Origin of the sequence: Mesorhizobium sp. 2RAF45, assembly GCF_052115225.1 — a bacterium.
GTDB lineage: Bacteria > Pseudomonadota > Alphaproteobacteria > Rhizobiales > Rhizobiaceae > Mesorhizobium > Mesorhizobium jarvisii.
This window is the reverse complement of record NZ_JBFRGG010000008.1, coordinates 17662-43154: the sequence shown is the minus strand read 5'-3', so window position 1 is coordinate 43154 and position 25493 is coordinate 17662. Positions and strand designations below refer to the sequence as shown.

General features: G+C 65.2%; 24 protein-coding genes. 8 read left to right on the top strand and 16 right to left on the bottom strand.

What is annotated here, in order from left to right; translation table 11 throughout:
- Positions 1 to 69: 69 nt before the first annotated feature.
- From AB4Z43_RS20820 to AB4Z43_RS20805, 4 genes are all read right to left on the bottom strand, one after another.
- The gene (locus AB4Z43_RS20820; protein ID WP_019862142.1) at positions 70 to 1158 is read right to left on the bottom strand and encodes a Gfo/Idh/MocA family protein; all 1089 of its coding nucleotides are present in this window, start codon (positions 1156 to 1158) and stop codon (positions 70 to 72) included.
- A 184-nt stretch (positions 1159 to 1342) separates the two neighbouring features.
- On the bottom strand, positions 1343 to 2506 hold the full coding sequence (locus tag AB4Z43_RS20815) for an ABC transporter substrate-binding protein (RefSeq protein ID WP_441938846.1): 1164 nt from the start codon (positions 2504 to 2506) through the stop codon (positions 1343 to 1345).
- A gap of 70 nt (positions 2507 to 2576) precedes the next feature.
- Positions 2577 to 3419, bottom strand: a complete 843-nt coding sequence (locus AB4Z43_RS20810; RefSeq protein WP_038650727.1) for an ABC transporter permease — start codon at positions 3417 to 3419, stop codon at positions 2577 to 2579.
- Positions 3416 to 4249, bottom strand: a complete 834-nt coding sequence (locus AB4Z43_RS20805; protein ID WP_202361248.1) for an ABC transporter ATP-binding protein — start codon at positions 4247 to 4249, stop codon at positions 3416 to 3418. The genes AB4Z43_RS20810 and AB4Z43_RS20805 overlap by 4 nt, the downstream gene beginning before the upstream one ends.
- Before the next feature lie 308 nt (positions 4250 to 4557).
- Between AB4Z43_RS20805 and AB4Z43_RS20800 the strand changes: the two genes are divergently transcribed.
- Both AB4Z43_RS20800 and AB4Z43_RS20795 read left to right on the top strand, forming a co-directional pair.
- Positions 4558 to 5499, top strand: a complete 942-nt coding sequence (locus AB4Z43_RS20800) for a MurR/RpiR family transcriptional regulator (RefSeq protein ID WP_019862147.1) — start codon at positions 4558 to 4560, stop codon at positions 5497 to 5499.
- 104 nt (positions 5500 to 5603) lie between these two features.
- Positions 5604 to 7391 (top strand): flavin-containing monooxygenase, encoded by a 1788-nt coding sequence (locus AB4Z43_RS20795; RefSeq protein WP_202361247.1) that lies wholly within the window; start codon positions 5604 to 5606, stop codon positions 7389 to 7391.
- A 26-nt stretch (positions 7392 to 7417) separates the two neighbouring features.
- Here AB4Z43_RS20795 and AB4Z43_RS20790 read toward each other — a convergent pair whose 3' ends face one another.
- Positions 7418 to 8653: an amidohydrolase/deacetylase family metallohydrolase gene (locus AB4Z43_RS20790; protein ID WP_038650736.1), complete on the bottom strand. Its 1236-nt coding sequence runs from the start codon at positions 8651 to 8653 to the stop codon at positions 7418 to 7420.
- Between the two features lie 32 nt (positions 8654 to 8685).
- Positions 8686 to 9051, bottom strand: coding sequence for a RidA family protein (locus AB4Z43_RS20785; RefSeq protein WP_027047560.1), 366 nt, complete (start codon positions 9049 to 9051; stop codon positions 8686 to 8688).
- Positions 9052 to 9271: 220 nt separating this feature from the next.
- Here AB4Z43_RS20785 and AB4Z43_RS20780 point away from each other — a divergent pair, with 220 nt between their 5' ends.
- The gene (locus AB4Z43_RS20780; RefSeq protein ID WP_441938845.1) at positions 9272 to 9757 is read left to right on the top strand and encodes a hypothetical protein; all 486 of its coding nucleotides are present in this window, start codon (positions 9272 to 9274) and stop codon (positions 9755 to 9757) included.
- 189 nt (positions 9758 to 9946) lie between these two features.
- On the opposite strand, the gene AB4Z43_RS20775 is transcribed toward AB4Z43_RS20780, so the two are convergent.
- Together AB4Z43_RS20775 and AB4Z43_RS20770 are read right to left on the bottom strand one after the other, a co-directional pair.
- Positions 9947 to 11014, bottom strand: coding sequence for a peptidase C39 family protein (locus AB4Z43_RS20775; protein ID WP_441938844.1), 1068 nt, complete (start codon positions 11012 to 11014; stop codon positions 9947 to 9949).
- A 29-nt stretch (positions 11015 to 11043) separates the two neighbouring features.
- Positions 11044 to 11679 carry a methyltransferase family protein gene (locus AB4Z43_RS20770; RefSeq protein ID WP_019862154.1) on the bottom strand — a complete coding sequence of 212 codons (636 nt, stop codon included), beginning with the start codon at positions 11677 to 11679 and terminating at the stop codon, positions 11044 to 11046.
- A gap of 266 nt (positions 11680 to 11945) precedes the next feature.
- On the opposite strand from AB4Z43_RS20770, the gene AB4Z43_RS20765 reads away from it, so the two are divergent.
- From AB4Z43_RS20765 to AB4Z43_RS20750, 4 genes are all read left to right on the top strand, one after another.
- The gene (locus tag AB4Z43_RS20765) at positions 11946 to 12203 is read left to right on the top strand and encodes a hypothetical protein (protein ID WP_027047561.1); all 258 of its coding nucleotides are present in this window, start codon (positions 11946 to 11948) and stop codon (positions 12201 to 12203) included.
- Between the two features lie 26 nt (positions 12204 to 12229).
- Complete coding sequence (locus AB4Z43_RS20760; RefSeq protein WP_441938843.1) at positions 12230 to 13021, top strand: COG4705 family protein; 792 nt, start codon at positions 12230 to 12232, stop codon at positions 13019 to 13021.
- Positions 13022 to 13386: 365 nt separating this feature from the next.
- On the top strand, positions 13387 to 14070 hold the full coding sequence (locus AB4Z43_RS20755) for a winged helix-turn-helix domain-containing protein (RefSeq protein WP_019862157.1): 684 nt from the start codon (positions 13387 to 13389) through the stop codon (positions 14068 to 14070).
- On the top strand, positions 14067 to 15440 hold the full coding sequence (locus AB4Z43_RS20750) for an ATP-binding protein (RefSeq protein WP_441938842.1): 1374 nt from the start codon (positions 14067 to 14069) through the stop codon (positions 15438 to 15440). The genes AB4Z43_RS20755 and AB4Z43_RS20750 overlap by 4 nt, the downstream gene beginning before the upstream one ends.
- Before the next feature lies 1 nt (position 15441).
- Here AB4Z43_RS20750 and AB4Z43_RS20745 read toward each other — a convergent pair whose 3' ends face one another.
- The 4 genes from AB4Z43_RS20745 to AB4Z43_RS20730 form a co-directional block, all read right to left on the bottom strand.
- Entirely contained in the window at positions 15442 to 16602 is a 1161-nt protein-coding gene (locus AB4Z43_RS20745; RefSeq protein WP_441938841.1) for a glycosyltransferase family 2 protein, read from the bottom strand.
- Positions 16599 to 18125 carry an ArnT family glycosyltransferase gene (locus AB4Z43_RS20740; protein ID WP_441938840.1) on the bottom strand — a complete coding sequence of 509 codons (1527 nt, stop codon included), beginning with the start codon at positions 18123 to 18125 and terminating at the stop codon, positions 16599 to 16601. Before AB4Z43_RS20740 ends, AB4Z43_RS20745 begins: the two co-directional genes overlap by 4 nt.
- 101 nt (positions 18126 to 18226) lie before the next feature.
- Positions 18227 to 18373 carry a hypothetical protein gene (locus tag AB4Z43_RS20735; RefSeq protein WP_155249142.1) on the bottom strand — a complete coding sequence of 49 codons (147 nt, stop codon included), beginning with the start codon at positions 18371 to 18373 and terminating at the stop codon, positions 18227 to 18229.
- Between the two features lie 169 nt (positions 18374 to 18542).
- Entirely contained in the window at positions 18543 to 18980 is a 438-nt protein-coding gene (locus AB4Z43_RS20730) for an Lrp/AsnC family transcriptional regulator (protein WP_441938932.1), read from the bottom strand.
- A gap of 170 nt (positions 18981 to 19150) precedes the next feature.
- Between AB4Z43_RS20730 and AB4Z43_RS20725 the strand changes: the two genes are divergently transcribed.
- Complete coding sequence (locus AB4Z43_RS20725) at positions 19151 to 20254, top strand: saccharopine dehydrogenase family protein (RefSeq protein ID WP_019862163.1); 1104 nt, start codon at positions 19151 to 19153, stop codon at positions 20252 to 20254.
- 158 nt (positions 20255 to 20412) lie between these two features.
- On the opposite strand, the gene lpdA is transcribed toward AB4Z43_RS20725, so the two are convergent.
- From lpdA to AB4Z43_RS20705, 4 genes are read right to left on the bottom strand one after another with little or no spacing between them, the layout of a single operon-like run.
- A complete protein-coding gene (lpdA, locus tag AB4Z43_RS20720; protein WP_441938839.1) occupies positions 20413 to 21822 on the bottom strand; it encodes a dihydrolipoyl dehydrogenase in 1410 nt (469 codons plus the stop codon).
- 15 nt (positions 21823 to 21837) lie between these two features.
- The gene (locus AB4Z43_RS20715) at positions 21838 to 23154 is read right to left on the bottom strand and encodes a dihydrolipoamide acetyltransferase family protein (RefSeq protein ID WP_069090572.1); all 1317 of its coding nucleotides are present in this window, start codon (positions 23152 to 23154) and stop codon (positions 21838 to 21840) included.
- 17 nt (positions 23155 to 23171) lie between these two features.
- Positions 23172 to 24185: an alpha-ketoacid dehydrogenase subunit beta gene (locus AB4Z43_RS20710; protein ID WP_019862166.1), complete on the bottom strand. Its 1014-nt coding sequence runs from the start codon at positions 24183 to 24185 to the stop codon at positions 23172 to 23174.
- A gap of 3 nt (positions 24186 to 24188) precedes the next feature.
- Positions 24189 to 25421, bottom strand: coding sequence for a 3-methyl-2-oxobutanoate dehydrogenase (2-methylpropanoyl-transferring) subunit alpha (locus AB4Z43_RS20705; RefSeq protein ID WP_441938838.1), 1233 nt, complete (start codon positions 25419 to 25421; stop codon positions 24189 to 24191).
- Positions 25422 to 25493: the final 72 nt, after the last annotated feature.

Genomic DNA, 25493 nt, shown 5'->3' with positions numbered 1-25493 from the left:
ATGGTGACGGGGAGAAGGATGAAACTGCTGCGCTGCCGGTGCCGCCTCCAGTGCCAGCAACCGGTTGCGTCAGGCCAGCTCGACCGTCCGTCCCAGCGCAATGCTCTGTTCGGCGGCGAGCACGATGCGCAGGCTGTTGACCGCCGCGTCCATCTGCTCGGTCAGATCGAGGTCCTCGCGGATGGCGCGCAGGAAGAAGGCCTGCTCGCGGTCGCACAGCTCCTGGTGGCCGGGCTCGTCCTCCATGCTGACGATCTCGTCGGGCTTGGAAAAGTTCTTGTCGCCGTCGACCTGGGCATAGTGGATCTTCAGCGCATCGGTCTTGGTGTGACGGTCGATATCGGCCGAGTTCGACACTTCGGCGTCCGAGGCAGTGCTGGCGGCCTGGCCGGCGACGATCGACACCGCGCCCTTCGGACCGACCACGTCCTTCACGAAATAGGCCGTCTCGCTCATCATCGGCCCCCAACCGGCCTCGTACCAGCCGACCGAGCCGTCATCGAAGGTGACGTGCAGATGGCCGTAATTCTGCTTGTCGGCCTCCGCCCACAATTTGGCGCCGATGCCGTGCACACGCACCGGCTTGGCGCCGGTCAGCTGGCACATGACGTCGACATAGTGCACGCCGCAATCGACGATCGGGATCAGCGAATCGATCAGGTTCTTGTGCCAGTGCCAGGCGCTGCCGCTGCTCTGCTGGTTGAGGTTGAGGCGCATCACCAGCGGCTTGCCCAGCGTCTTGCCGACCTCGATGAACTTGATCCAGGAGGGGTGGACGCGCAGGATGTAGCCGAGCACCAGCTTACGGTTCTTGGCGCGCGCCGCCGCCACGACCTTCTCGGCGTCCTCGATGTTGGTGGCGAGCGGCTTTTCCATGAACACATGGCAATTGGCCGCGATCGCCTTCAGCGCATATTCGGCATGGGTGTTCGGCCAGCTGTTGATCGAGACGGCGTCCGGCTTCGTCTCCTTCAGCGCCAGGTCGAAATCCTCGTAGAGCGGATAGCCGGCTAATTCGGCCGGTATCTTGGTGTTGCTCTTGATCGAGCGGCTCATGATGCCGACGATCTGAAAACCCTCGGAGCGGTGATAGGCGCTGGCATGCGACGCACCCATATTGCCGAGACCCACCACCAGCACTTTTACTCTGTCGGCCAAGTCAGCCTCCCGGTTCTTGATTGAATCGCACACGGCGATCGATCGCCGTTCGCATGTCCATTGGGACAATCACCTCAGGTCAGCGCCGCCGCTCGTTGCCCGGCCCCTTCCTCTCCCCCGTCGATCGAGGGAGAGGAAACGAGCCAAGACAGGGCAAGGAACGGCTTGACCTCTTTTTTGCACCCTATTTAACCGCCGAATCGAACAGATGCGCCTTGATCTTCTCGACATCGAGCGCGGCAAAGCCTTCCGACAATTTGACGCCGTCGGCATCGGCCTTGACCTTGGCCTTGTCGAAATCGTTGGCGGCCGGGATGAGGTCGTTGGTGCAGACATCCTCGGCCTTCACCGGATTGGTGATCTGGCCGATCTTGTGGATCTCGTCGAAGAAGCCCTGCCAGCTCGCCATGTCGTGCGAGCCCCAGCCGCCGCGCTTGTCCATGTCGCCGCGGAAGACGTTGATCTGCTGCAGGATCGAGGTGGTGCCGAGCTCCGGTCCGAGATTCTTGGCCAGCGTCGGGAACTGCTCGAACACCGCTTCGACCGCCGCGCGCGGATTCTGGTAGCCGAATTCGAGGCCCATCGCCCAGCCGCGCAGGTACTTTTCCAGGAACGCCTTCTTGTCGGGGTCCTCGAGGTCGGCGCTGCGCACGACAAAGGTGTTGGCCGGCAGCTTGGAGTTCTTCACGCCGAGCCAGTATTCGAAGTCGAGGCCCTTGGCGATCCATTCGGCGCGCAGCCCTTCCCACGACAGGGCTGCATCGCCCTGGCCGCCGGCCAGCGCGGTACCCCAGGTCGGCCAGCCGGCCTCGACATACTTTACTTTCTTGATGTCGACGCCTTGCGCGGCGAGCAGCGGATCGGTGATCGACTGCCAGGCGGCGGAGCCGAGCAGGATGGTCTTGCCTTCGAGCTTCTTCAAATCGTTCGATCCCTCGCCCTTGCGAAAGGCGATGCTGAACGTGTCGCGCGCGCCCATGTGGAACACCGATTTCAGCTTCATGCCGTTCTGGATGGCGAAGGAGAACACGCCGGGCGAGGGGAAGCCCATATCGGCCTGGCCGACATCGACGAATTTCACCGTCGCCGTGCCGTCCGAGGGCCCCGGCTGCATGTCGGTGTCGAGCCCGTCGAAATAGCCGGCTTTCTTGGCTGCCCAGTAGGGATAGTCGTCGAGCACTTCGAGCGTGCCGCGCGGCGAGATCCAGGTGAACTTGCCATACGCCTCGGCCCTTGCCTTGAAACCGGTGGCGCCGAGTGCGGTTGCCGTCACCAGGCCGGCGCCGGTGACCTGCAGGAAATAGCGGCGGCTGATGCGTGGCTGGTTCATCGAATTGTCTTTGGTCATGGCATTCCCCTTTTTGTTTGACGTCGGTCTGCCGCCCGCCTCCCGGGCGTCTTGCTTCAAATCCTTGTCTTCAAGCCTCCCAGCTCGCCCATTTCTTGCCGATGAGGAAGAACAGCACGTAGATCAGGATGCCGAGCGTCGACAGGATCAGCACCACGGCGAAGAACTGCGGCATCTGGATCATCGACGAATAGGTGGTCAGCCGGTTGCCGAGGCCGAAGCCGCCGCCGACCATCTCGGCGCCGACGGCGGTAAGCAGGCCGAAAATGGCGCCGATCATCAGCCCGACCAGGATCATCGGCAGCGCCATCGGCGCGCGGATCTTCCAGAAGATCTGCAAGGTGCTGGCGCCGTAGGAGCGGGCGAGCGCGATCTTGGCGCTGTCGACGCGGCGAAAGCCGGTGGCGGCGTTGATCATCACCATCGGCCCGGCGGCCAGCGCCACCGCGATGATGCGCGGCGTGTAGCCGAAGCCGAAGCGCAGGATGAGCAGCGGCACCAGCGCCAGCATCGGCGTGGTGACCAGCAGCAATATGTAGGGCGCGACGATCTTTTCGGCGAAGGGGAACTGGGTGATGACGGCGGCCAGCACCAGCCCGACGACGGCGCCGATGGCAAAGCCCGAGACCAGCTCGACGAGCGTGTAGCCGAGATGCGGCGCGATCAGCGGGAACTCGTCGAACAGCGCATAGGCGATCGAGCTCGGCGGCGGCATGATGTAGAGCGGCACATGGAACAGCCGCAGCGCGAGTTCGATGCCGCCGATGATGACCACGGCAACGGCGATGATGGCCGCCACCTCCTTGCCCGACTTGATGCCGGGGCCGCTGGCGAAGGCCGACAGATTGGTCAGGCTGACCTCCTGGCCATCGCCTGATTTGGATTTGGAGAATTCCGGGATGGCGTCGCTCACGGCCTGATCCTCACGATCTCGGCGCTGGCGCGCTCCTGTTCCGGCGCCTTCGGCCTGGCGCGCTCGCCGACAATGTCCATCTTGATCCGGTTGGTGAGGTCGAAGACTTCCTTGGTCGCCATGATCTCCAGCGAGCGCGGCCGAGCGAACGGCACGCGATACTCCTTGGCGACCTTGCCCGGCCGGGCGCTCAGCACCACCACGCGGTCCGACAGAAAGATCGCTTCCTCGATGCTGTGGGTGATGAAGACGATGGTGGTCTTGGTGTCGAGCCAGATTTCCTCGACCAGCCGGTTCATCTCTTCGCGGGTGAAACTGTCGAGTGCGCCGAACGGCTCGTCCATCAACAGCACCGAGGGCTTCAGCGCCAGCGCCCGCACGATCGCCGCGCGCTGCTGCATGCCGCCCGAAAGCTCGCGCGGGAACTTGCCGCCGAAACCGTCGAGGCCGACGCGGTTGAGCAGATGCGCGATCCAGGCGCGGTCCGGCTTTTCGCCCTTGATCTCGAAGGGAAAGCGGATGTTGGCATCGAGATTGCGCCAGGGCAGGAGGTTGGCTTCCTGGAAGACGATGCCGATATCGGGATGCGGGCCGGTGATCTTGACGCCGTCGAGCCGGATCTCGCCGCTGGTCAGGCCGTGCAGGCCCGACATCGACCACAAGAGCGTGGTCTTGCCGCAGCCGGACGGGCCGACGATCGAGACGATTTCATTGGCCCTGACATCGAGGCTGCAGCGGTCCAGCGCCAGGAGGTCGCCTGACGCCGTGTGATAGATCTTGGTCGCTGCCTGCACGCCAAGCTTCGGCGTTGTTGTCTCGCCCGCGTTCATCCGCCCCTCGGAGATTGCGTGATGATCCAGTAGGTCATCGCCTGCTAAAATCAGTCTGTAACTATCCTACTTTGCTGTCAAGCGCTCGCGGTGGTAACCGTATCATGAAAATTTCGGATTTCGCTTAATACACTGTTTCTGCTTAATTTTCCCAGCCTTGAAATACGTGTTGCTTTCCTACATACTCTGAAAAGGAAACGCGAGCCTATCGCCAGGCACGCAACGGTTGCAGCGCGGCCGGGCGCATGGAACGACGATGTGCAAACATGGTAAGAGGTCAGGTCGAAAAGACAGGGAAGACCGACTTCATGACCGAAGCTGACAGCCAGCAAGAGCCCGTTGCAAGCCACGAGCCGGAGGGACGCGACATCAGGCGCATCCCCGACATCATCTCGCTGGTCAAGGATTCCTACGCAGAGTTGAGCCCGGCAGAGCGCCGCGTCGCCGATGTCGTGCTCGACAATGTCAAATACGCCGTCGACGCCTCCAATGCGGCGATTGCCGAACGCGCCGGGGTCAGCGAACCGACCGTGACCCGCTTCTGCCGCGCCATCGGCTGCGAGGGCGTGCGCGATTTCAAGCTGAAGCTGGCGCAGAGCCTCGTCGTCGGCGCGCTCTATCTGGCCAAGCCGCCGGCCATCAGCAACGACAATGGCATGCCGTTCTGGAACGCCGTCTTCGGCGAGGCGCGCCGGGCGCTGCAGGAGGCTGAACGCCAGCTTGACCCAGGCGAGTTGCAGAAGGCGGCGGAACTCATCGCCAAGGCTCGCCAGGTCACCGTTTTCGGCCTCGGCGGCAGTTCCTCGGCGCTGGCGCAGGAGACGCAATACCGGCTGTTTCGCTACGGCATCACCGTCAGCGCCCAGTGCGATCCCTATCTGATGCGCATGACCGCCTCGACGCTGAAGCCGGGCGACCTGGTGATCGCCATTTCGGCGACCGGACGCACGCGCGAGGTGATCGAGGCCGTCGAACTCGCCAAGCACTACCGCGCCAACGCCATCGCCGTGACCGCGCCCGACACCGATCTCGCCCGCGCCTGCGATGTCCGGCTGACGGTCGCGGTGCCTGAATATCCCGACACGCTGAAGCCGACCGCTTCGCGCTTCGCCTTCCTGGCGGCGATCGACCTGTTGGCCGTAGCCTCCGCCTACAAGCTCGACGGCTCGGCGCGCGAGACGGTCCGCCGCATCAAATACAACGCCCAGATCCACCGCACCGGCAAGGAGATGGAGCCGCTCGGAGACTAGCTCCCTTCTCCCCGTTCACGGGGAGAAGGTGCCGGCAGGCGGATGAGGGGCAGCGCCGGCTTCGACGTCCCATTCAGGCAAGGCACACGCAGAAAGAGGAACACATGCTCGAAATGGCACCGACGAAACAGGCAGCCGCATGGCTGGAATCCCTGGCGCAGGCGCTCGCGGCCGGTGATGCGACCGCGGCAAGCAATTTGTTCGTCGACGACTGCTACTGGCGCGATCTTCTGAGCTTCACCTGGAACGTCACGACCATGGAAGGCCGCGAGGCCATCGTCGACATGCTCGAGGCAACGTTGGCGACGACCAAGCCCACCGCATGGCAGCTCGCCGGCGAGGCGACCTCGGACGAGGGCACCATCGAAGCCTGGTTCACCTTCGAGACCGCGGTGGCGTCAGGGCAAGGCATTGTGCGCCTGCGCGACGGCCGCTGCCGCACCTTGTTCACGGCGATGACCGACCTCAAGGGGTTCGAGGAGCGCAAGGGTTTGGCGCGGCCGCTCGGCGTGCGTCACAAGGCCGACCCCGAACGCGAGACCTGGTCGGAGGCGCGGGCGCGCGAGACGCGCGAGCTCGGCGCCACCGAGCAGCCCTATTGCCTGGTCATCGGCGGCGGGCAGGGCGGCATCATGCTGGGTGCACGGCTGCGGCAGCTCGGCGTGCCGACCATCGTCATCGAGAAGAATGCACGCCCGGGTGATTCCTGGCGCAACCGCTACCGCACGCTCGTGCTGCACGATCCGGTCTGGTACGACCATCTGCCCTACATTCCGTTCCCGGAAAACTGGCCGGTCTTCACGCCCAAGGACAAGATGGGCGACTGGCTGGAAATGTACACGCGCGTCATGGAGCTCAACTACTGGGTCGCCACAAAGTGCCTCAGCGCCTCCTATGACGAGGCGCGGAAGGAGTGGACCGTGGTGGTCGACCGTGTCGGCCGGCGGATCACGCTGAAGCCGAAACATGTCGTCTTCGCCACCGGCGCCTACGGCCCGCCGCGAAAGATCGACCTGGCCGGCGCGAGCGAATTCAAGGGCGAATTGCTGCATTCCAGCCAGTATGCCAGCGGCGACAAATTCCGCGGCAAAAAGGTCGCCGTCATCGGCGCGGCCAGCTCCGGCCATGACGTCTGCGTCGATCTCTGGGAAAGCGGCGCCGACGTCACCATGATCCAGCGCTCGCCGACCACCGTGGTCAAGTCGGATACGCTGATGGAGGTCGGCTTCGAGATCTTCTCGGAGAGCGCGCTGGCGCGCGGCATCACCACCGAAAAGGCCGACATGATCGTCGCCTCGACCCCCTTCGCGCTGGTGCCCAAGGGCCAGCGCGCGCTCTACGAGGTGATCAAGGCTCGCGACGCCGCCTTCTACGACCGCTTGCGCGCCTCCGGCTTCGCCATCGATTTCGGCGACGACGAGACCGGCCTCTTGATGAAGGCCTATCGCACCGGCTCCGGCTACTACATCGATGTCGGCGCCTCGGACCTGATCATCGACGGCAAGATCGGCATCCGCAGCGGCGTCGCCATCAAGGCGCTGACGCCGACAGGCATCCTGTTCGAGGATGGCAGCGAGCTCGAGGCCGACGCCATCATCGCCTGCACCGGCTACCAGTCGATGAACGAGAATGTCGCCGCACTCGTCTCGCGCGAAGTCGCCGACAAGGTCGGCCCCTGCTGGGGCCTCGGTTCCGGTGTCAAGGGCGACCCCGGACCCTGGCAAGGCGAGCTACGGAATATGTGGAAGCCGACGGCGCAGGAAGCGCTGTGGTTCCACGGCGGCAATCTGGCGCTGTCGCGTTTTTACTCGAAATACGTGGCGCTGCAGATCAAGGCGCGCATGGAAGGGATTGCCACGCCGGTTTACGGCAAGCCGAGCAACGCCGGGTAAGGTCGACCCCACGACGGGGAGATCGGCTAATCATGCCGGTGCCCGAAATGCCGCGCCGCCACCTCGACATGCGTATGCGCAGCATGCGCCTCGAAACGCTCGGTCTCGCTGACATCGTTCACCGCCTCGTTCGGCCACCATGTACCGCCGATGACGATGCCTTCCGACACCAGCCGCTGGTCGGCGACCAGCGCGGCCCCGACCGCGTCGACGAAGGTGAACCGGCCCGATCGCTGGCGAAGCACGGCGACATCGCCGACGGTGCCGACGGCCAGCGTGCCGAGATCCGGCCTGGCGATCGCCCGCGCCGGCGCTTGCGTCGCCGCGCGCAGCACCTCGACCAGCGGCATGCCGAGCGCCATCAGCTTCGACATGCAGACCAGAATGTCGAAGGCCGGCCCGTCGACGCAGTAGAGATGCACGTCGCTCGAGATGACATCCGGCGCCAGCCCCTCGGCCAGCATGGCGCGCGCCACGTCGAAATCGAACGAACCCATGCCATGGCCGAGATCGAAGATGACGCCGCGCTCGCGCGCCAGCCGCATGTCGGGCCGCACCGCGCCGGAGGCGAAGACCGGCGCGTTGGGGAACGGCCGGAAGCAATGGGTGAGGATATCGCCGCGGCGCAGGCGCGGCAGCACTTCCGAGCGGCCGGGCGGCGGCTCGTCAATATGCGCCATCAGCGGCAGTCCGGCTCTGTCGGCCGCCTCCAGCGCCAGATCGACCGGCGCGATGCCGCTGGTGCCGCCGGCATGCTTGCCGGAGCGGACTTTCACGCCGACGACGACATCGGCGTGCTCGCGCGCCGCGGCGACCACCTCGCGCGGCTCGCAGAGCCGCAGATCGCTGCACTCGCCGACCGACACCGACTGCGAGAAGCCGAAGATGCCGGCAAAGGAAATGTTGACATACGCCAGGATGCGCGCCCTGGAGCGCTCCATGACATGGCGGCGGAAGCCGAGGAAATTGCCGGCGCCCGCGCTGCCGGCATCGATGAAGGTGGTGGTGCCGCTTTTGGCGGCGAGCCGGTCGGCATCGACGCCGAGCGAGGTGCCGCCCCAATAGACGTGGCTGTGCAGGTCGACCAGCCCGGGCGCGACGATGCAGCCCGTCACGTCGACGACCTGCGCGGCGCGATCCGCCGGGATATCGGCATCGACCGCCGCGACCCGCCCATTGGCGATGGCGACATCGCGCAGCGCATCGATGCCGGACGCCGGATCGATCAGCCGTCCGCCCTTCAGCAGGAGGTCGAATTGCATGAGGGGAACCTCCGGTTCTTTGCTTTGTCGTCTCAAACTGGTCGATAGGCGACCGCTTCGACCTCGATCTTGATATCGATCATCAGCCGCGATTCGACCGTGGTGCGGGCCGGCGGGTTCTTCGGGAAGTGCCTGGCGTAGACCGCGTTGAAGGCGCCGAAATCGCGCGCGTCTTCCAGCCAGACGGTGGTCTTCACCACATCGTCCAGTGTGCAGCCGGCCAAGGCCAGCGCCGCCTTCACATTGGCGAGCACCTGCTCGGTCTGTTCGGTGATACCGCCCTTGACCACGATGCCGTCGCTGCCGACCGGAACCTGGCCCGAGACATAGACGAAGTCGCCGGCCCGCACGGCGGGCGACAGCGGCACATGGGATGTTCCAAAAGTCTGCTTGGGCAAGGGATCGCCTCCTCTGATGACGCGGCAGGGCACCAGGGCGGCGCCCCCTTCCGCGCAGATTTACCGCGATCGCGGCGGTCCCGATAGGGCCCTTGTTGGAAAGCAACATTCTTCGAAATCCGTGTTGCTTTATTACAGAAGCGCTTGCATCGTGCGCACCGGCCGGGCGGCCTGCGCGCCGCGACGGACAAATGCCTGTGCGAGACCGGAGAAACCGAGAATGACCTTCGACAAGAACCCGTTTCCTTCAGGCGATGCCGACCGCCATGCGCTGTGGGAGATGCTGGTGCGGCGCGACATCGACGCCTTCATCGGCCAGGACTGGTCCATGGTCGAGCACGATTTTATCACCGAAAGCTTCTTCGGCATGCATGCGCATTTCCTCGCCAATGCCGATGCCTGGCGGCTGCAGTTCCCAAGGCTGGAGGTCTACCGCGACGAGTGGCTGCGCCAGGCCAAGGAGACGGCGGCGACCAAATTCGCCGAGCCGTTGCGCGAGGCGCTGTTTCGCGTCACCAATCTGCGCGACATCGATGTCGACGGCGACCGTGCCGTGCTGCACAAGAAGTTCGACGGCTCCGTCGCCAAGGCGGATGGCAGCGTCGACCGGCTGAAATGGCAGACCCTGTATTTTTGCCGGAAGGTCGAAGGCAGCTGGAAGATCGCCGGCTTCGTCGGCTACATGCCGTATCCGCTGGGGGCCTGAGAACGCCGTAGCGGGGCGGGTTAAAGGCTGTGGTAACAGGGTACCGTCGTTCGTTGGTCGGCTTATCATAGGCGTTCGGGATTGGCCGGCCTTCCGACTTCGTCATCCACGGGCGAAGCAGCCGCGTAGCGGCGTCGCGAAGACCCGAGGATGACGAAGCAATGGAGGCCTCCGCTAATCCCCCAGCCGTTATCGCCCGACCAGCACCGCGGCGCGGTAGGCCGGATTGCCGTACCAGGCCATCCGGTCGAGTTCCGCCGCCCTAACCGGGAGGTCGACGACGTCCATCTTCTGTTCGAGCCGGGCTGGCTCGATCCAGGGATCGTTGAGGAAATAGACGCCGTCGCCATGGTCATGGACGAGCACCCAGTGCGGGCAGGTGTGGCCCATCATCGGCGCCTGGTCGATCAGCACCAGCGCCGACAGGCCGCGATCGAGCGCCTGGCCGATGTCTTCGACGGCAAAGGCGCGCCTCTCGATCGGCAATGACGCGGCTTCGGCCTCGCGCTTGAAACCTTCCTGCACGAAGCTCATCAGCCCGCGCCTTTCCTCCGAACTGGCCCGGTCGAGGAAAATCGGTTCGGCGCTGCTCATGAATATTTCGGCCCGAAGGCCCCGCCGGCGCGCCGCCAGCGCCAGGCCGTAGGGGTCGCAGCCGCCCGGACCGCTCGGGCCGATGATGGTGGTGGCCTCGCGCCAGAGTTCGACCTCCAGCGCCCGGTCCGGCCGCAAGGCCGGATCGATCCCGGCCATCGCCATGGCCAGCGCCGACGGCCCGCAGGTAAAACCCGCCGTCTGCGGCCAGGATGGCGGAACCTGCCGGCGGTTCGGTTCGCTGCCGGTCCAGCGTTGCAGGAACCCGTCGCGGCGCTGCCACTGGCCGCCGATGCGCTGCGCCGTATCCCCGTCGGCGCGCAGGCAGAGCACGTCTTGCGCAAGCGCCTCCTTCTCCAGCGCCTCCAGCAGGCGCAGGCCGTCACCCGCGATGAAATTCGGAGCAGACCAGAACAAGGCGATGCGCAGCATCGCTGCCGCCGGCCGGCGCTGCCCGACCACGATTGCCTCCGGGCGGCCCTCGCTGTAGCACGCCACGCCGGTGACCCCGGCGATCTCCCGCAGCGCCGCCAGCCGATCGCCGGCCTCGGCCGGCACCGCCGCGATCAGGTCGGCCCAGACGGCCACGTGTTCGGCCGTGAAGACCGTCACATTGGCCCCTTCGCCTTCAGCCGATACCACAGGCTCCTCGACGTGCTGCATGACCCGCAAATTAGCCGGACAATGGCCGATCAGTACAGGGTGAAGAAGGCCGGGAACAGCAGGCCCGTCTGCCGCAAGTACTCGATCAGTTCGATGGCCGGGAAGATGGCGAGGAAATAGAGCCCATCAAAGAAGGTGCGCTTGAGTGCGCGGGTCGAGAATTGCAGCTGGTCGTCGTCGCGGTAGAGCAGCGGGTTCGGCCAGAAGCGCGGCGTCGTCTTGATATAGGCGGAATAGGCCGGGCCGAACTTGCCCAGCAGATATTCGGCTTCCTTGCGCGCCGTGACGCGGAAGATGAGGAAGCTGGCGACGCCAAGCACGGCCGCCGCCACCAGCGAGCCGTAGAGCAGACCGATGCCGACCGCGCCCACCGTCGAGAAGAAATAGAGCGGGTTCTGGCTCATCGAGAACGGCCCCGTCGAAACCAGCTCCTCGTTCTTCTTGCCGCCGACATAGAGGATGCTCCACAGCCGGCCGGCAACGCAGGCGAGCACCAGGCAGAAGCCCAGGAATTCGAGCGTTTCGTGACCGTTAGAGCCCTCGCTGAGCGCCGGCTTGGTGAGAAACAGCAGCAGCACCGCCAGCACCGCCGCCACCCGAACGAAGATCAGCCGCTTTCGCTGCACGAAGGCCTGTGAAACAGGCTTGAGGGACGCGTAGGTCATTCGTGTCTTCCTGGGGCACGGATTACGGGTTCGGCCACTGGGGCGCGCCATTGATGGCGGATACAAGGCCGCCGCTTTCTATCAGCGCAGCACGCGGCGTTCGTAAAGGCCTTTTGCGCCAATCACGGCCATCCTTACGAATTTGTATGCCACGGGACAGGCTGGAGTGAAGTCGCTTCCTTATCGTTCAGATGCCGGTCCGCCAATTAGGGGTCGGCTTCAATTGCCGCGGCCCGGATCACCGGCATCAGATAGGGAATTTTTCCATGAAGAGATACGCACTTGCCGTCGCAGGTGGCGCGCTCGCCATCGCCGCCTCGATGTCCTCCGTTTTCGCAGGCCCCGCGCCTTGCGAGGAGACGCTGAAGACCCTTCGCGCAGCGGAGGCCACGGCCACGCTCAGCGCTGCCGACAAGGCCAAGGTCTCGGAGCTGGAGACCAAGGGCATCGAACGCTGCAATGCCGACGACGACAAGCGCGCCGACGACTTCTTCGCCCAGGCCATGAAGGTCATGGGCAAGTAGATCCGGCAACCATAAGGACGGCCGCCATGCTCTCTCCCAACAAAACCACTGGACCGAACCGTAACAGGGTTCCGGAGGTCACGCTCGACTTCTGGCTGATCAAGCTGATGGCGGTCACCATGGGCGAGACGGCGGCCGATTATCTCGCCGTCAATGTCGGGCTCGGGCTGACCGTCACCTCGCTGATCATGACCGGGGTGCTGATCGTCGCCCTTGGCCTGCAGTTCGCGCAGAAGCGCTACGTGCCCTGGGCCTACTGGCTGGCGGTGGTGCTGATCAGCGTCGTCGGCACGCTGATCACCGACAACCTCGTCGATACTTTCGGCGTGCGTCTGCAGACGACGACGATTGCCTTTTCGGTGGCGCTCGTGGCTACCTTCGCGGTCTGGTACGCGAGCGAAAGAACACTGTCGATCCACACCATCTTCACGACGAGGCGCGAGATCTTCTACTGGCTGGCGATCCTGTTCACCTTCTCGCTCGGCACCGCCGCCGGCGATCTCGTCGCCGAGAGTTTCGACATGGGTTATCTCACGTCGGGCCTCATGTTCGGCGGCGTCATCGCGCTGATCGCGCTTGCCTATTATCTCATTCACCTCGACGCCATCCTCGCCTTCTGGCTGGCCTATATCCTGACGCGCCCGCTCGGCGCCTCCTTCGGCGATCTTCTGTCGCAGCCGGCCGAATATGGCGGCCTCGGCTTCGGCACCACCTTCACCAGCCTGATCTTCCTGGGCTGCATCGCGGCACTCGTTCTCTACATGACGCTGAAGAGAACGGCCGACGATGCCGACGAGATCCTGCTGGAGCAGGATTAAGGACTGTGAGGATGCGCTAGCGCTGACAATTGGCAGAGAACCCCACCACTTCCTCATCCACGGGCGGAGCAAGGAGCGCAGCGACGCAGCGCAGACCCGAGGATCCATGCCGCGACTTCAAAGCGCCGCAGCGGTGCAGAATTCAGCTCCGTTGCACTCTATGACCAAGGTCACGGAATGGATCCCAGGGTCTTCGCGACGGAGTTTCGCTCCTGCTTCGCCCTAGGATGACGAAGGTGGGGAAGGCCTCGGCCAATCTCGAATGTTTATGGCGAAAGCCCCCGCCAAAGCCATCCTGCCATCCTAGGAACGGGGCCGTGCCGGTGATAGCCTGTGCCCGATATCGGCGATCAACCGGAACAGCGATGCGACTTCTTCTTGTCGAGGACGACCACAAGACGGCGGACTATATCGTCAGGGGACTGACCGAGGCCGGCCATGTCTGCGACCTCCTGCGCAACGGCCATGACGCGCTCTTTGCCGCCACCAGCGGCAGCTATGACGTGATCGTCGCCGACCGAATGATCCCCGGTCTGGACGGCCTGTCGATGATCAAGGCGGTGCGCGCGGCCGGCGTGCGCACGCCGGCGATCTTCCTCACCTCCATCGGCGGCATCGACGACCGCGTCGAGGGCCTGGAGGCCGGCGGCGACGACTATCTGGTCAAGCCCTTCGCCTTTTCCGAGCTGCTTGCCCGCATCAATGCGCTCGGACGCAGGCCGGCGGCGCAGGAGCAAAAGACGATGCTGCGGGTCGCCGACCTCGAAATGGACCTCATCATGCGGCGCGTCACGCGCCAGGGCCAGCCGATCGACCTGCAGCCGCGCGAATTCAGCCTGCTGGAGGTGCTGATGCGCGGCGAGGGCCGCGTGATCACCCGCACCATGCTTCTGGAGCGCGTCTGGGACTTTCATTTCGATCCCAAGACCAGTGTTGTCGAGACCCATATCAGCCGGCTGCGGGCCAAGGTCGACAAGCCGTTCGAGGCCCAGCTCATCCACACCATCCGCAACACCGGCTACAGCCTGCACGCGCCGCTTGCGCCATGACCGGAAGCTGGTCTCGCCTGCTGCGCAGCACGCCGTTCCGGCTCGCCCTCACTTTCGCCTTCCTGTTCATGCTGGCCTTCATCCTGTCGGGTGCCATCGTCTACCAGATGATGAGCGCCGATCTGGCCGGGCAACTCGACGACACCATCAAGGAAACCTACGCCGTCATCGCCGCGAGCTATGCCGACAATGATCCCAAGGAACTGGTCGAGACCGTCGAGAGCCACGCCACGCGCAGCCCGAAGAAGGAGCAGCTGTTTTCGCTGACCGACGCGGCCGGCAACCGGCTGGCCGGCAACTTCACCGCCGCGGGGCTTCCCGACGGCTTTTCGATGTTCGGCGCCGAAATGCCCGGCCTGCCCCAAGGTGCCGAGTACCGCGCCTATTCGGGCGCGGTCGGCAGCAACACCCTGACGGTCGCCATCAGCCTGTCCGAGACGGAGGAACTGGAGACGATCATGCTGATGAGCTTCGGCTGGGCGACCCTGATCATCACCGGGCTGGCGGTCGCCGGCGGCGCCCTGCTTGCCTCGCGTGTCCAGCTCCGTCTCGACGGCATCGCCGCCACCATGGTCGATGTCTCGCATGGCCGGCTCGATGCCCGCATTCCGCTGACCGGCACGGGCGACGACATCGACGTCGTCTCCAGCCAGGTCAACGCGGCGCTCGATCGCCTGTCGGGCCTGGTGGACGGCATGAAGCAGGTCAGCGCCAACATCGCGCACGACCTGAAAACGCCGCTCAACCGGCTGCAGATGATCCTCGACAGCGCGTCGGAAAAGAACCTGTCGGGCCAGAAAGTCGGCAGTGAACTGGCCGAGGCGCATGCCGAGAGCCTGCAGATCAACGAGACGTTCGACGCGCTGCTGCGCATTGCGCAGATCGAGGCCGGCGCGCGCAAGGCGCGGTTCACCGATGTCGACCTCGGCGAAATCCTGCAAACCATCGCCGAGATCTACACCGACGTGGCCGAGGATGACGGCAAGTCGCTGTCGTCGGTCGAGCTGCATCAGACCGCCGGCCGCATCCACGGCGACCCGGAACTGCTGACGCAGATGTTCGCCAATCTGGTCGAGAACGCGCTGCGCCATTGCCCGCCCGGCACGACGATCAAGCTGTCGGTGGCGCGCGACGGCGATCATGTCCTTGCCGGCGTCGCCGACAATGGACCCGGCATCCCCGCCGACGAACGCGAAAAGGTCTTCCAGCGGCTCTACCGGCTGGACCACAGCCGCTCGACGCCGGGCAGCGGCCTCGGGCTGAGCCTCGTCAGGGCCATCGCCGATCTGCACGGCGCCACCATCGCCCTCGAGGATTGCCGGCCCGGCCTTGCCGTAATGGTGAGTTTCCCTCTGGTCGCCGCTTCCTAGTCTACTGCCGGCGCCAGGTTATGGCGGAATTGGTGATGTAGTTCCACGCGGAGCCGACGACGGCGCCGGCAAGGCCGGCGACCCACCAGCGTGAGTGGCCGCTATAGAGAAGCGTCGACACGCCGACACCTGCCACGACGCCAAAGCTGCACAGCGCCGCGAACATGAGCAAGCCGGTCAGGAACCGCCAGCCGCGCCGGCGCTGGTCGCGATAGGTGAAGGCGTTGTTCAGCGTGTAGTTGAAGGCCATCGCCGTGAACATGGCGGCTGTCTGGGCGACGGCAAACGACAGCCCGTGCGGCAGCAATGCATGCAGAACCGCGAGATGGACGACGACACCGGCGGATCCGACCAGGCCGAAGGCAAGGAAGCGCGTCGAGATCAGGTCTCCCGACATTCTCGCGACCAGCAGGCCGGCATATTCAAGCGCGACAAGGGAATCGAGCTTGCTCTCTCCGTGCAGGCGCGGGCCGAACACGTAGGGGATTTCCTTGATCCTGATGGCGCTTGGCGAAGACGCGACAATGTCGAGCAGGACCTTGAAGCCTTGCCGCGACAGCCGGGGCGCCACCGCGTCGACGATTTCCCTGCGCAGCATGAAGAACCCGCTCATCGGATCATTGATCGGTGTTTTCAGAAGCAGGCGCGCAAGGTGCGTCGCCAGCCGGCTGGCGCCGGACCGCAGCCTGGTGAACCCGCCGCTGGCGCTGCCGTCGCCCTGGTAGCGGCTGGCAATCACCAGTTCGGCCTCGCCGCCTTGCAGGATCGCCAACATGGCGGGCAGGCATTTTTCGTCGTGCTGCAGGTCACCGTCCATGACGGCCACGATCGGCGCCGAGCTCGACAGGATGCCCTCGAGGCAGGCGCCGGCAAGACCGCGCCTGGCAATGCGCCTGATGCCGCGAACACGGTGATCGCCGGCGGCGATGTCGCGGACCGCCCGGATCGTGCCATCCTTCGAGTCGTCATCGACAAACACCACTTCCCAGTCGATGCGTGCCAGCGAATGCCGCAGCCGGGCCACCAGCAGGCCGATATTGGCGCGCTCGTTCAGGGTCGGAACCACGATCGTCAATTCCGGGCCGCCATGCCGGGCCGCGACGGGGAATACGCTGTCGGTCGCCAATGCAAGGGCGCCGTGCTGGGGGGCCGCCTGGTTCATGGCTGTCCCCGAGGCGGCTGGACATTGGCTTCCGGGAGCGGCGGCGCCGGGCGCGTCACGGGCAGGATCAGCATGTCGAAGACCGGAAAGCCGGAAAGCCGTTGCGTCATGTGCCGGGCGTCGCCGTCGACGACGAACAGGCCGCCGACACTGTCGCGATAGGCTTTCTCCTGAGCGGCCTCGTCGTCGCGGAAATTCATGGCGCCGATGAAAAAGCCCTTGGTTTGGCCGGCGAGGCGCCTGTCGTCCATGAACTGGAAGTGGCGCGGATCTCCGGGAAGCACCACGATCGGAATGTCCGGACCAAGTTCGTAGGCCAGCTTGGCGGCTTGCATCCAGTTGGTGGCAACGACATATCCGTTGGCGCGCCTGATCTCGTCGGCAACCTTGCTGTCCGACAGCGCGGACCAATCGACGAGCTGCCAGTTGACGTCGAACTTCGACGCCCTTTGGAAGAAGGGCCTGGTCAATGCCGCGGTCGTCGCCTGCACCGCGAACCCGGTGGCCAGAAGCGGAACCACGACGGCGCCGACGACGATGGACACCACGAGCAGTCTTGGCCTGCGCAACGAGAATACGACGCACCATTGACCGACGAGCGGAAAGGCAAACAGGAAGCCGCTCATCGACCAGTGCGGCAGCGAGTGCGCGCTGACCAGGGCGATCAGGTCGAAGAACACGACAGGCAGCGCCGAGAGCAGCACGAAGAGGCGATCGGCCGCCGTGCCGCTCCAGGCGCCTCGCCACAGGCACGCCATGGCGACCGCCCAGATCGGCGGCCAGACATACAGCGCCTGGCCGAGCAACGTGACCGCGAGGTTGCCGGGATGCAGCAGACGGCCGTCATTGGCGGTGCCCCGCCCGGACTGGAATGCCAGGGAAATCCAGCCATGATCCATGTTCCAGATTACGACCGGCAGCAGGCCAAGTGCCGCGATGGCTCCGGCCACCCATGGCCCTGCGGTTGCAAGCTGGGCGCGGCCGGGTTTCGTCAGCAGCAAGACCAGCAGCGCCGAGATGCAGAACAGGCCGGCCTGATATTTCGACGCCAGCGCCAACCCGAGCGCCACGCCGGTCGCGCACCAGCTCAGCAACGCAAAACGTGAGTCTGCGCCCAGGAGCATCGGCGCGGCCAGGCACGCGGCGGCAAGCAAGAAGAAATCAAGCGGCCCGTCGGGAACGACGAAATGGCCGGCGGAGATGAGAAAGAACGGGGCGACCGTATACCAGGCCACGGCCCAGAAAGCGGCGATGGCGCCGTAGGCATACCGGGTCAGTGCAAACAGCAACAGCGCCGACAGCGAGCCGAGCACGACATAGGGGAGCCTCACCACAAGCCGGCATTCGCAGCCGGAGACATCTGCCATGAACCGGGCAAGCGCGAAGCCGATCGGAGGATGATCGAAATAGGAAAGCGAATGGCTGCGCGACACCACGACCGCGTAGGCCTCGTCGATCGACAACGGAATGACCGATGCAAGCGCGATCCTGAAGGCCAGGAACACGGCGACGAGAAGTGCCATCTGGGAAGCCGGGTGTAACGGAAAAGCGCGCGCCGCGCTGGAAGCGTGCCACGTGGCTACGCCGGCGCCTTGCCAGGTCTCCTCGATCTGCATCTGGTGTCCTACCAGAACCAGAACATGTGGGACTCCGGCGCCGGGCCATTTCCCGCCATGACGACGGTCAGGCAGGCGGCAGCCAGCAGGATGATGCCGATCGTGATCCAGATCCGCTGGCCAGCCTGGGCGGGAATATTGCGCGGTACGGTCAAAGCCACCTCTCGGAACACGACAGGCTTTCGGCTCGGGATGATCTTAGCCGCAGCGGTCCAGGCGTCACACTGCCTCACCAGCCATACGGCCGCTTTGCCGGGTTCTTACAAATCAGTAAGAGGTTGAAATTGTTCACGGGTGATCCGGCGGCACAGCCGGAGCCGGCCTTCACCGATCGATGCGCGTCGACAGGATGATCGACGACGAGGTTCGCTCGACCCCGTCCATGGCGCCGATCTGGTCGAGCAGCGCGTCGAGGTCGCGGATCGACGGCGCGTCGACGATGACGATCATGTCGAAATTGCCGCTCACCGAATGCAGCGTCCTGACCGGCGGCAGCGCCTGCAGGGCGCGCACCACCTTGTCGGCGAGCTTGGGCGTCACGGTGAGCAGCACATGCGCCTTGACCAGGCCCTGCTCATAGTCGGCGGAGAGCTTGACGCCATAGCCTGATATGATGCCGCGCTGTTCCAGCCGCTCGATCCGGCTCTGCACCGTGGTGCGCGACACGCCGAGACGCCGCGCCAGTTCGGCCGTCGAAGCACGGGCGTTGGAACGCAGCAGGGAAAGCAGCGCCTGTTCGGCTTCACTGAGCATTTCGACGATCTCCTTCGGCGGATCGATGAAAGATAGGGTTCACTCTGCCAGATTTCACACTTCCTTTCGACAGGCATGCTGCGATGATTCCGCCAATTCGCGAGCAATTCCAGGAAGTGTGAAGCGGTTTCCGTCGGGACTTGCGTAAAGCAAATCGAAATTGGCAGGGGTATTTGACCATGAACAACATCGTTATCGTCGGCGCCGGCAAGATCGGCTCGACCATCGCCGGAATGCTCGCCGCGACCGGCGACTACCGCGTCACCCTCGTCGACCGCTCGGCGGCGCAGCTTGCCGCGGCCGAAGTGCCCGCCGGCGTCGAGGCGCTCGAACTCGACATCGCCGCAGCCGGCGCGCTGGAAGCAGCGCTCGCCGGCAAGTTCGCCGTGCTGAGCGCCGCCCCCTTCCATCTCACCACGCGCATCGCCGAAGCGGCGGCCAGTGTGGGCGTGCACTATCTCGACCTCACCGAGGACGTCGTCTCGACCCGCCGCGTCAAGGAACTGGCGCGTTCGGGCAAGAGCGCCTTCATCCCGCAATGCGGGCTGGCGCCGGGCTTCATCTCGATCGTCGCCAATGATCTGGCCAGCCGCTTCGACACGCTGGAAAGCGTGCGCATGCGCGTCGGCGCGCTGCCGCAGTACCCGTCCAATGCACTGAACTACAATCTGACCTGGAGCACCGACGGCGTCATCAACGAATATTGCGAGCCCTGCGAGGCGATCGTCGAGGGCGAGCTGATCGAAGTGCCGCCGCTGGAGGAGCGCGAGGAATTCTCGCTCGACGGCGTCACCTATGAGGCGTTCAACACTTCGGGCGGGCTCGGCACCTTGGCCGAGACGCTGAAGGGCAAGGTGCGCACGCTGAACTACCGCACCATCCGCTATCCCGGCCACGCCGCCATCATGAAGGCGCTGCTCAACGACCTTGGCCTGCGCCACCGCCGCGACGTGCTGAAGGACATTTTTGAAAGCGCGCTGCCGGCGACGCTGCAGGACGTGGTCATCGTCTTCGTCACCGTCTCCGGCCGCCGCAACGGCCGCCTGCTGCAGGAAACCTATGCCAACAAGATCTACTCGCAGCGCGTCGGCAACCAGGTGCGCAGCGCCATCCAGATCACCACGGCGTCCGGCATCTGCGCCGTGCTCGACATGCTGGCCGACGGCAGCCTGCCGGCGACCGGCTTCGTCAAGCAGGAAGACATCGCGCTGGATGCCTTTCTGGCCAACCGCTTCGGCCGAGCCTATGCCCAGCATGAGATGGTGAGCCGGCTGGCGAGCTGAACTCTTCACCCTCCCCTTTGTGGGGGGGGTCGGCTCGCAATCGGAGCGAAGCGGAGATTGCGGGACGGGGTGGGGGTGAGCGCCGACGATCGGAGAAGACCCCCCACCCCGCTCCGCTTCGCGGATCGACCCTCCCCACAAGGGGGAGGGTAAAACCTCTAAATATGCAGCGCGTGCCCGAGCGCCTTCAGCGCCGCTTCCTGGAACCCCTCGCCTTGCGTCGGGTGCGCATGGATGGTGCCGGCGATGTCCTCCAGCCGCGCCCCCATCTCAAGTGCCAGGCCGAACGCCGCAGCCAGTTCCGACACGCCCTGCCCGACCGCCTGGATACCGAGCACCAGATGGTTGTCGGCCCGCGCCACGACGCGGACGAAACCATCCTCGCCGAGCTTCGTCATCGCCCGTCCGTTGGCGGCAAACGGGAACAACCCGATCTTGATCTCGCCCTGAGCCTTGGCCTCCTCCGGCGACAGCCCAACCGTCACCAGTTCCGGATCGGTGAAGCAGACGGCGGGGATTGCGCGCTTGTCCCAGTTGCGCTTGTGACCGGCGACGATCTCGGCGACCATTTCGCCTTGCGCCATCGCCCGATGCGCCAGCATCGGCTCGCCGGTGACGTCGCCGATGGCGAAGATGCCGCGCATCGAGCTGCGGCACTGGTCGTCGATCCTGATGAACTTGCCTGCCCTATCGAGGTCGATCTGGTCCAGGCCCCAGCCTTCGGTCACCGGCTTGCGGCCGACCGTCACCAGGATCTTGTCGGCGGAAACCTTGGCATTCTTGCCGTCCGCCGTCTCGACCAGCAGCGCGTCGCCCTTGCCCGCCTGTCCCTGGGTCGACAGCCCCTTGGCCTTGGCCCCGGTCATGACTTCGATGCCAAGCGCCGCAAGCCGCTTCACGACAGGCCGCGTCAGCTCGGCGTCATATTGCGCAAGCACGCGCGGCAAGGCTTCGACCACGGTCACTTCGGCGCCCATCTTGGCGAAGGCCATGCCGAGCTCCAGCCCGATATAGCCGCCACCGACCACCGCAAGCTTCTTGGGCACCGCACTCAAAGCCAGCGCTTCCGTGGACGATATCACTGGCCCGCCAAAGGGAAGGAACGGCAGTTCCACCGGCGCCGAGCCGGTGGCGATGACGATCGTCTCGGCCCGGATCACCTGGCTTCCCGTCTCGGTCTCGACCTCGACGGTCTTGCCGTCGCGGAACGTCGCCCAGCCATGCACGGTCTTGACGCCGGCCTTCTTTAGCAGGCCGGCGACGCCGCTGTTGAGCCGGCTGACAATGCCATCCTTCCAGGCGACGGTTTTGCCAAGGTCGAGCACGGGCGCCGATACCGAGATGCCGAGCGGGCTCTTGCCGCCGGCCATATGCGAGACCATCTCGAACTCTTCAGCCGCATGGATCAGCGCCTTGGACGGAATGCAACCGACATTGAGGCAGGTGCCCCCGGGCTTACCGGCCTCGACGATGACCGTGTCGACGCCGAGCTGGCCGGCACGGATGGCGCAGACATAACCGCCCGGACCGGCGCCGATGACCAGCAGCTTGCAGGAGATTTCTTTCATGACGACTGCATCCCCTCAATCCACAAAGATCAGCGCCGGCGTTTCCAGCAGCGCCTTGATGCGCTGCACGAACACCGCCGCGACCCAGCCGTCGATCACCCGGTGGTCGAAGCTGGACGACAGGTTCATCATCTTGCGCGGGATGAACTGCGTGCCGTCCCACACCGGCCGCACCATCATCTTGTTGACGCCGATGATCGCCACTTCCGGGTGGTTGATGACCGGCGTCGTCGCAATGCCGCCCATGGCGCCGAGCGAGGTGATGGTGATGGTCGAGCCGGACAGCTCGTCACGCGTCGCCGTGCCTGACTTGGCCGCCTCAGCCAGCCTGTTGACCTCGGCGCCGCAATCCCAGATGTCGCGCGCCTCGGCGTGTTTGACGACAGGCACCACCAGCCCGGACGGCGTCTGCGCGGCGATGCCGATATGGATGCCGCCATGCTGGTGGATGATGCCGGCCTCGTCGTCGAACAGCGAATTGAGCTGGGGCTGGTCGGCGATCGCCTTGACCATCGCCCGCATTAGGAACGGCAGCAATGTCAGCTTCGGCCTGTCCGCCCGCTTCTCCTTGTTGAGCGCGGCGCGCAAGTCCTCGAGTGCAGTGACGTCGATCTCCTCGACATAGGTGATGTGCGGGATGCGCGATTTGGACAGCGTCATCTTCTCGGCGATCTTGCGCCGCAAGCCCACCACCTTGATGTCCTCGACGGCATCGTTGCGCGCCAGGCCCGATGCCTTGGCGACCTGCGGCCCGCGCGCCAGGAACGCCTCGATATCCTCATGGCCGATGCGCCCAGCCGGGCCGCTTCCCGTGACTTGCCTGAGATCGATGCCAGCCTCCTTCGCGCGCAGCCGCACGGCGGGCGACGCCAACGGCTTTTCACCCTCCGGGCGCGGCCCGCCGGGGACGGACCTCTGCTCGGAGCTCTTCGCAACGGCCGGAGCGGGTTTCGCCTCCAGGGCGCCGGCCTTTGGCGGGGTCTTCGCGACCGGCGCGGCGGTCTCCGGCTTCGGCGTCGGCAGCTTGGCCGGCGGCTCGGCGGCCACCGCCTCGGCCTTGGCATCGCCCTGCGGCTTTACATTGCCCTCGCCCGCCACTTTCAGCCGCACGATAGGCGAGCCGATCGCCACCGTGTCGCCGATCTCGGCGCCCAGCCACAGGATCTCGCCATCGACGGGGGAAGGGATCTCGACCGTCGCCTTGTCGGTCATGACGGCGGCAAGCACGGTGTCCTCGCGCACCATGTCGCCGACCTTGACGTGCCATTCGACGAGCTCGGCCTCGGCAACGCCTTCGCCGACATCGGGAAGCTTGATGATGTGTTCGCCCATGTCAGGCCTCCCCCACTCTAGGCTTCCAATGTTTCGATCAGCGCGCGGCCGACCCGGGCGGGACCGGGGAAATAATCCCATTCCTGCGCGTGCGGATAGGGCGTGTCCCAGCCGGCGACCCGCGCCACCGGCGCCTCCAGATGGTAGAAGCAGTTTTCCTGCACCAGCGCCGACAGCTCGGCGCCGAAGCCGGAGGTCAGCGTCGCCTCATGCACGATGACGCAGCGCCCGGTCTTCTTGACCGAGGCGACGATGGCATCGAGGTCGAGCGGCAAAAGCGTTCTCAGATCGATGATCTCGGCGTCGATGCCGGTCTCCTCGGCCGCGGCCTGCGCGACATAGACCATGGTGCCGTAGGCGAGCACGGTGACATCAGAGCCGGCCCGGCGGATCGCCGCCTTGCCGAGCGGCACGGTGTAGTGACCGTCGGCGACCTCGCCGAGCTCATGCTTCGACCAGGGCGTCACCGGCCGGTCGTGATGGCCGTCGAAGGGGCCGTTGTAGAGCCGCTTCGGCTCGAGGAAAATCACCGGATCGGGATCCTCGATCGCCGCGATCAGCAGCCCCTTGGCGTCATGCGGGTTGGACGGCACGACAGTCTTCAGCCCGGACACATGGGTGAACAAGGCTTCCGGGGACTGGCTGTGCGTCTGGCCGCCAAAAATGCCGCCGCCGGTCGGCATGCGAACCACGATCGGGCAGGTGAAATCGCCGTTTGAACGGTAGCGCAGCCGTGCCGCTTCCTGGGTTAGCTGGTCGTAGGCCGGATACATGTAGTCGGCAAACTGAATTTCCACGCAGGGCTTCAGCCCGTAGGCGGCCATGCCGATGGCCGAGCCGACAATGCCGGATTCGTTGATCGGCGCGTCGAAGCAGCGGCTCTTGCCGTATTTGGCCTGCAGGCCCTGCGTGCAGCGGAAGACGCCGCCGAAGAAGCCGACATCCTCGCCGAACACGACGACCTTGTCGTCGCGCCCCATCGACACATCCATGGCGTCGCGAATGGCCTCGATCATGGTCCGTCTCGGCATGGCTCAGACTCCCGCCTGCTGGCGCTGGCGCCGCAGATGCGGCGGCATCTCGGCATAGAGGCCCTCGAACATGTCGCGCGTCGACGGCTTGCCGCCGGCATGCAGCGTGCCGTGGCTTTCCGCCTCCTTCTGCGCCGCGATCACCGTGTCGAGGATTTCGGCCTCGGCCTGCGCGTGGCGTTCGTCCGACCAGGCGCCGAGCCCGATCAGATGGTTCTTCAGCCGCACGATCGGATCGCCGAGCGGCCAGGCGTCGGATTCGGTCTTCGGCCGGTAGGCCGACGGATCGTCCGAACTGGAATGGGCGCCGGCGCGGTAGGTGACATATTCGACCAGCGTCGGCCCGAGATTCTTCCGCGCCCGCTCGGCCGCCCATTTGGCCACCGCATGGACGGCGAGATAGTCGTTGCCGTCGACACGCAGCGACGGGATGCCGAAACCGAGGCCCCGGGCCGCGAAGGTGCCGGAGCCGCCGCGCGCTATGCCCTGGAAGGTCGAGATCGCCCACTGGTTGTTGACGACATTGAGCACCACCGGCGCCTTGTAGGTGGAGGCGAACACCAGCGCGGAGTGGAAATCGGACTCGGCCGTCGAGCCGTCGCCGATCCAGGCCGCCGCGATCTTGGAATCGTTCGAGATCGCCGAGGCCATCGCCCAGCCGACCGCCTGGATGTACTGCGTCGCCAGATTGCCGGAGATGGAGAAGAAGCCGTGCTCCTTCGACGAATACATGATCGGCAGCTGCCGGCCCTTCAGCGGGTCGGCCTCGTTGGAATAGATCTGGTTCATCATCGTGACCATCGGATAGCCGTCGGCGATGAGCAGGCCGGCCTGCCGATAGGTCGGAAAATTCATGTCGCCTGGACTAAGCGCCTTGCGGAAGGCGCAGCTCACCGCCTCTTCGCCGAGATGCTGCATGTAGAAGGAGGTCTTGCCCTGGCGCTGCGCCATCTGCATGCGGGCGTCGAAGGTCCGGAGCGTCATCATATGGCGCAGGCCTTCCAGCAGTTCTTCATTGGACAGCAGCCCGGCCCACGGGCCGACCGCCTCGCCATCGCGGTTCAGCACGCGGATGATCGAAAAGGCCATGTCGCGGATGGTGCGCGGATCGACATCGATGTCTGGGCGCGGCACCGAGCCGGCCGCGGCGATGGTCACGTTGGAGAAATCAGGGGTGCCGCCCGGCCGCACTTCCGGCTCCGGAACGTGAAACCGCAACATCCCAGCATCGGCCATGACCTTCGTCCTCCAATGTTGCCTGGCGCCGATATTTGCACATCCGCGCGTCCAGTGCGAATTCGCCGAAGG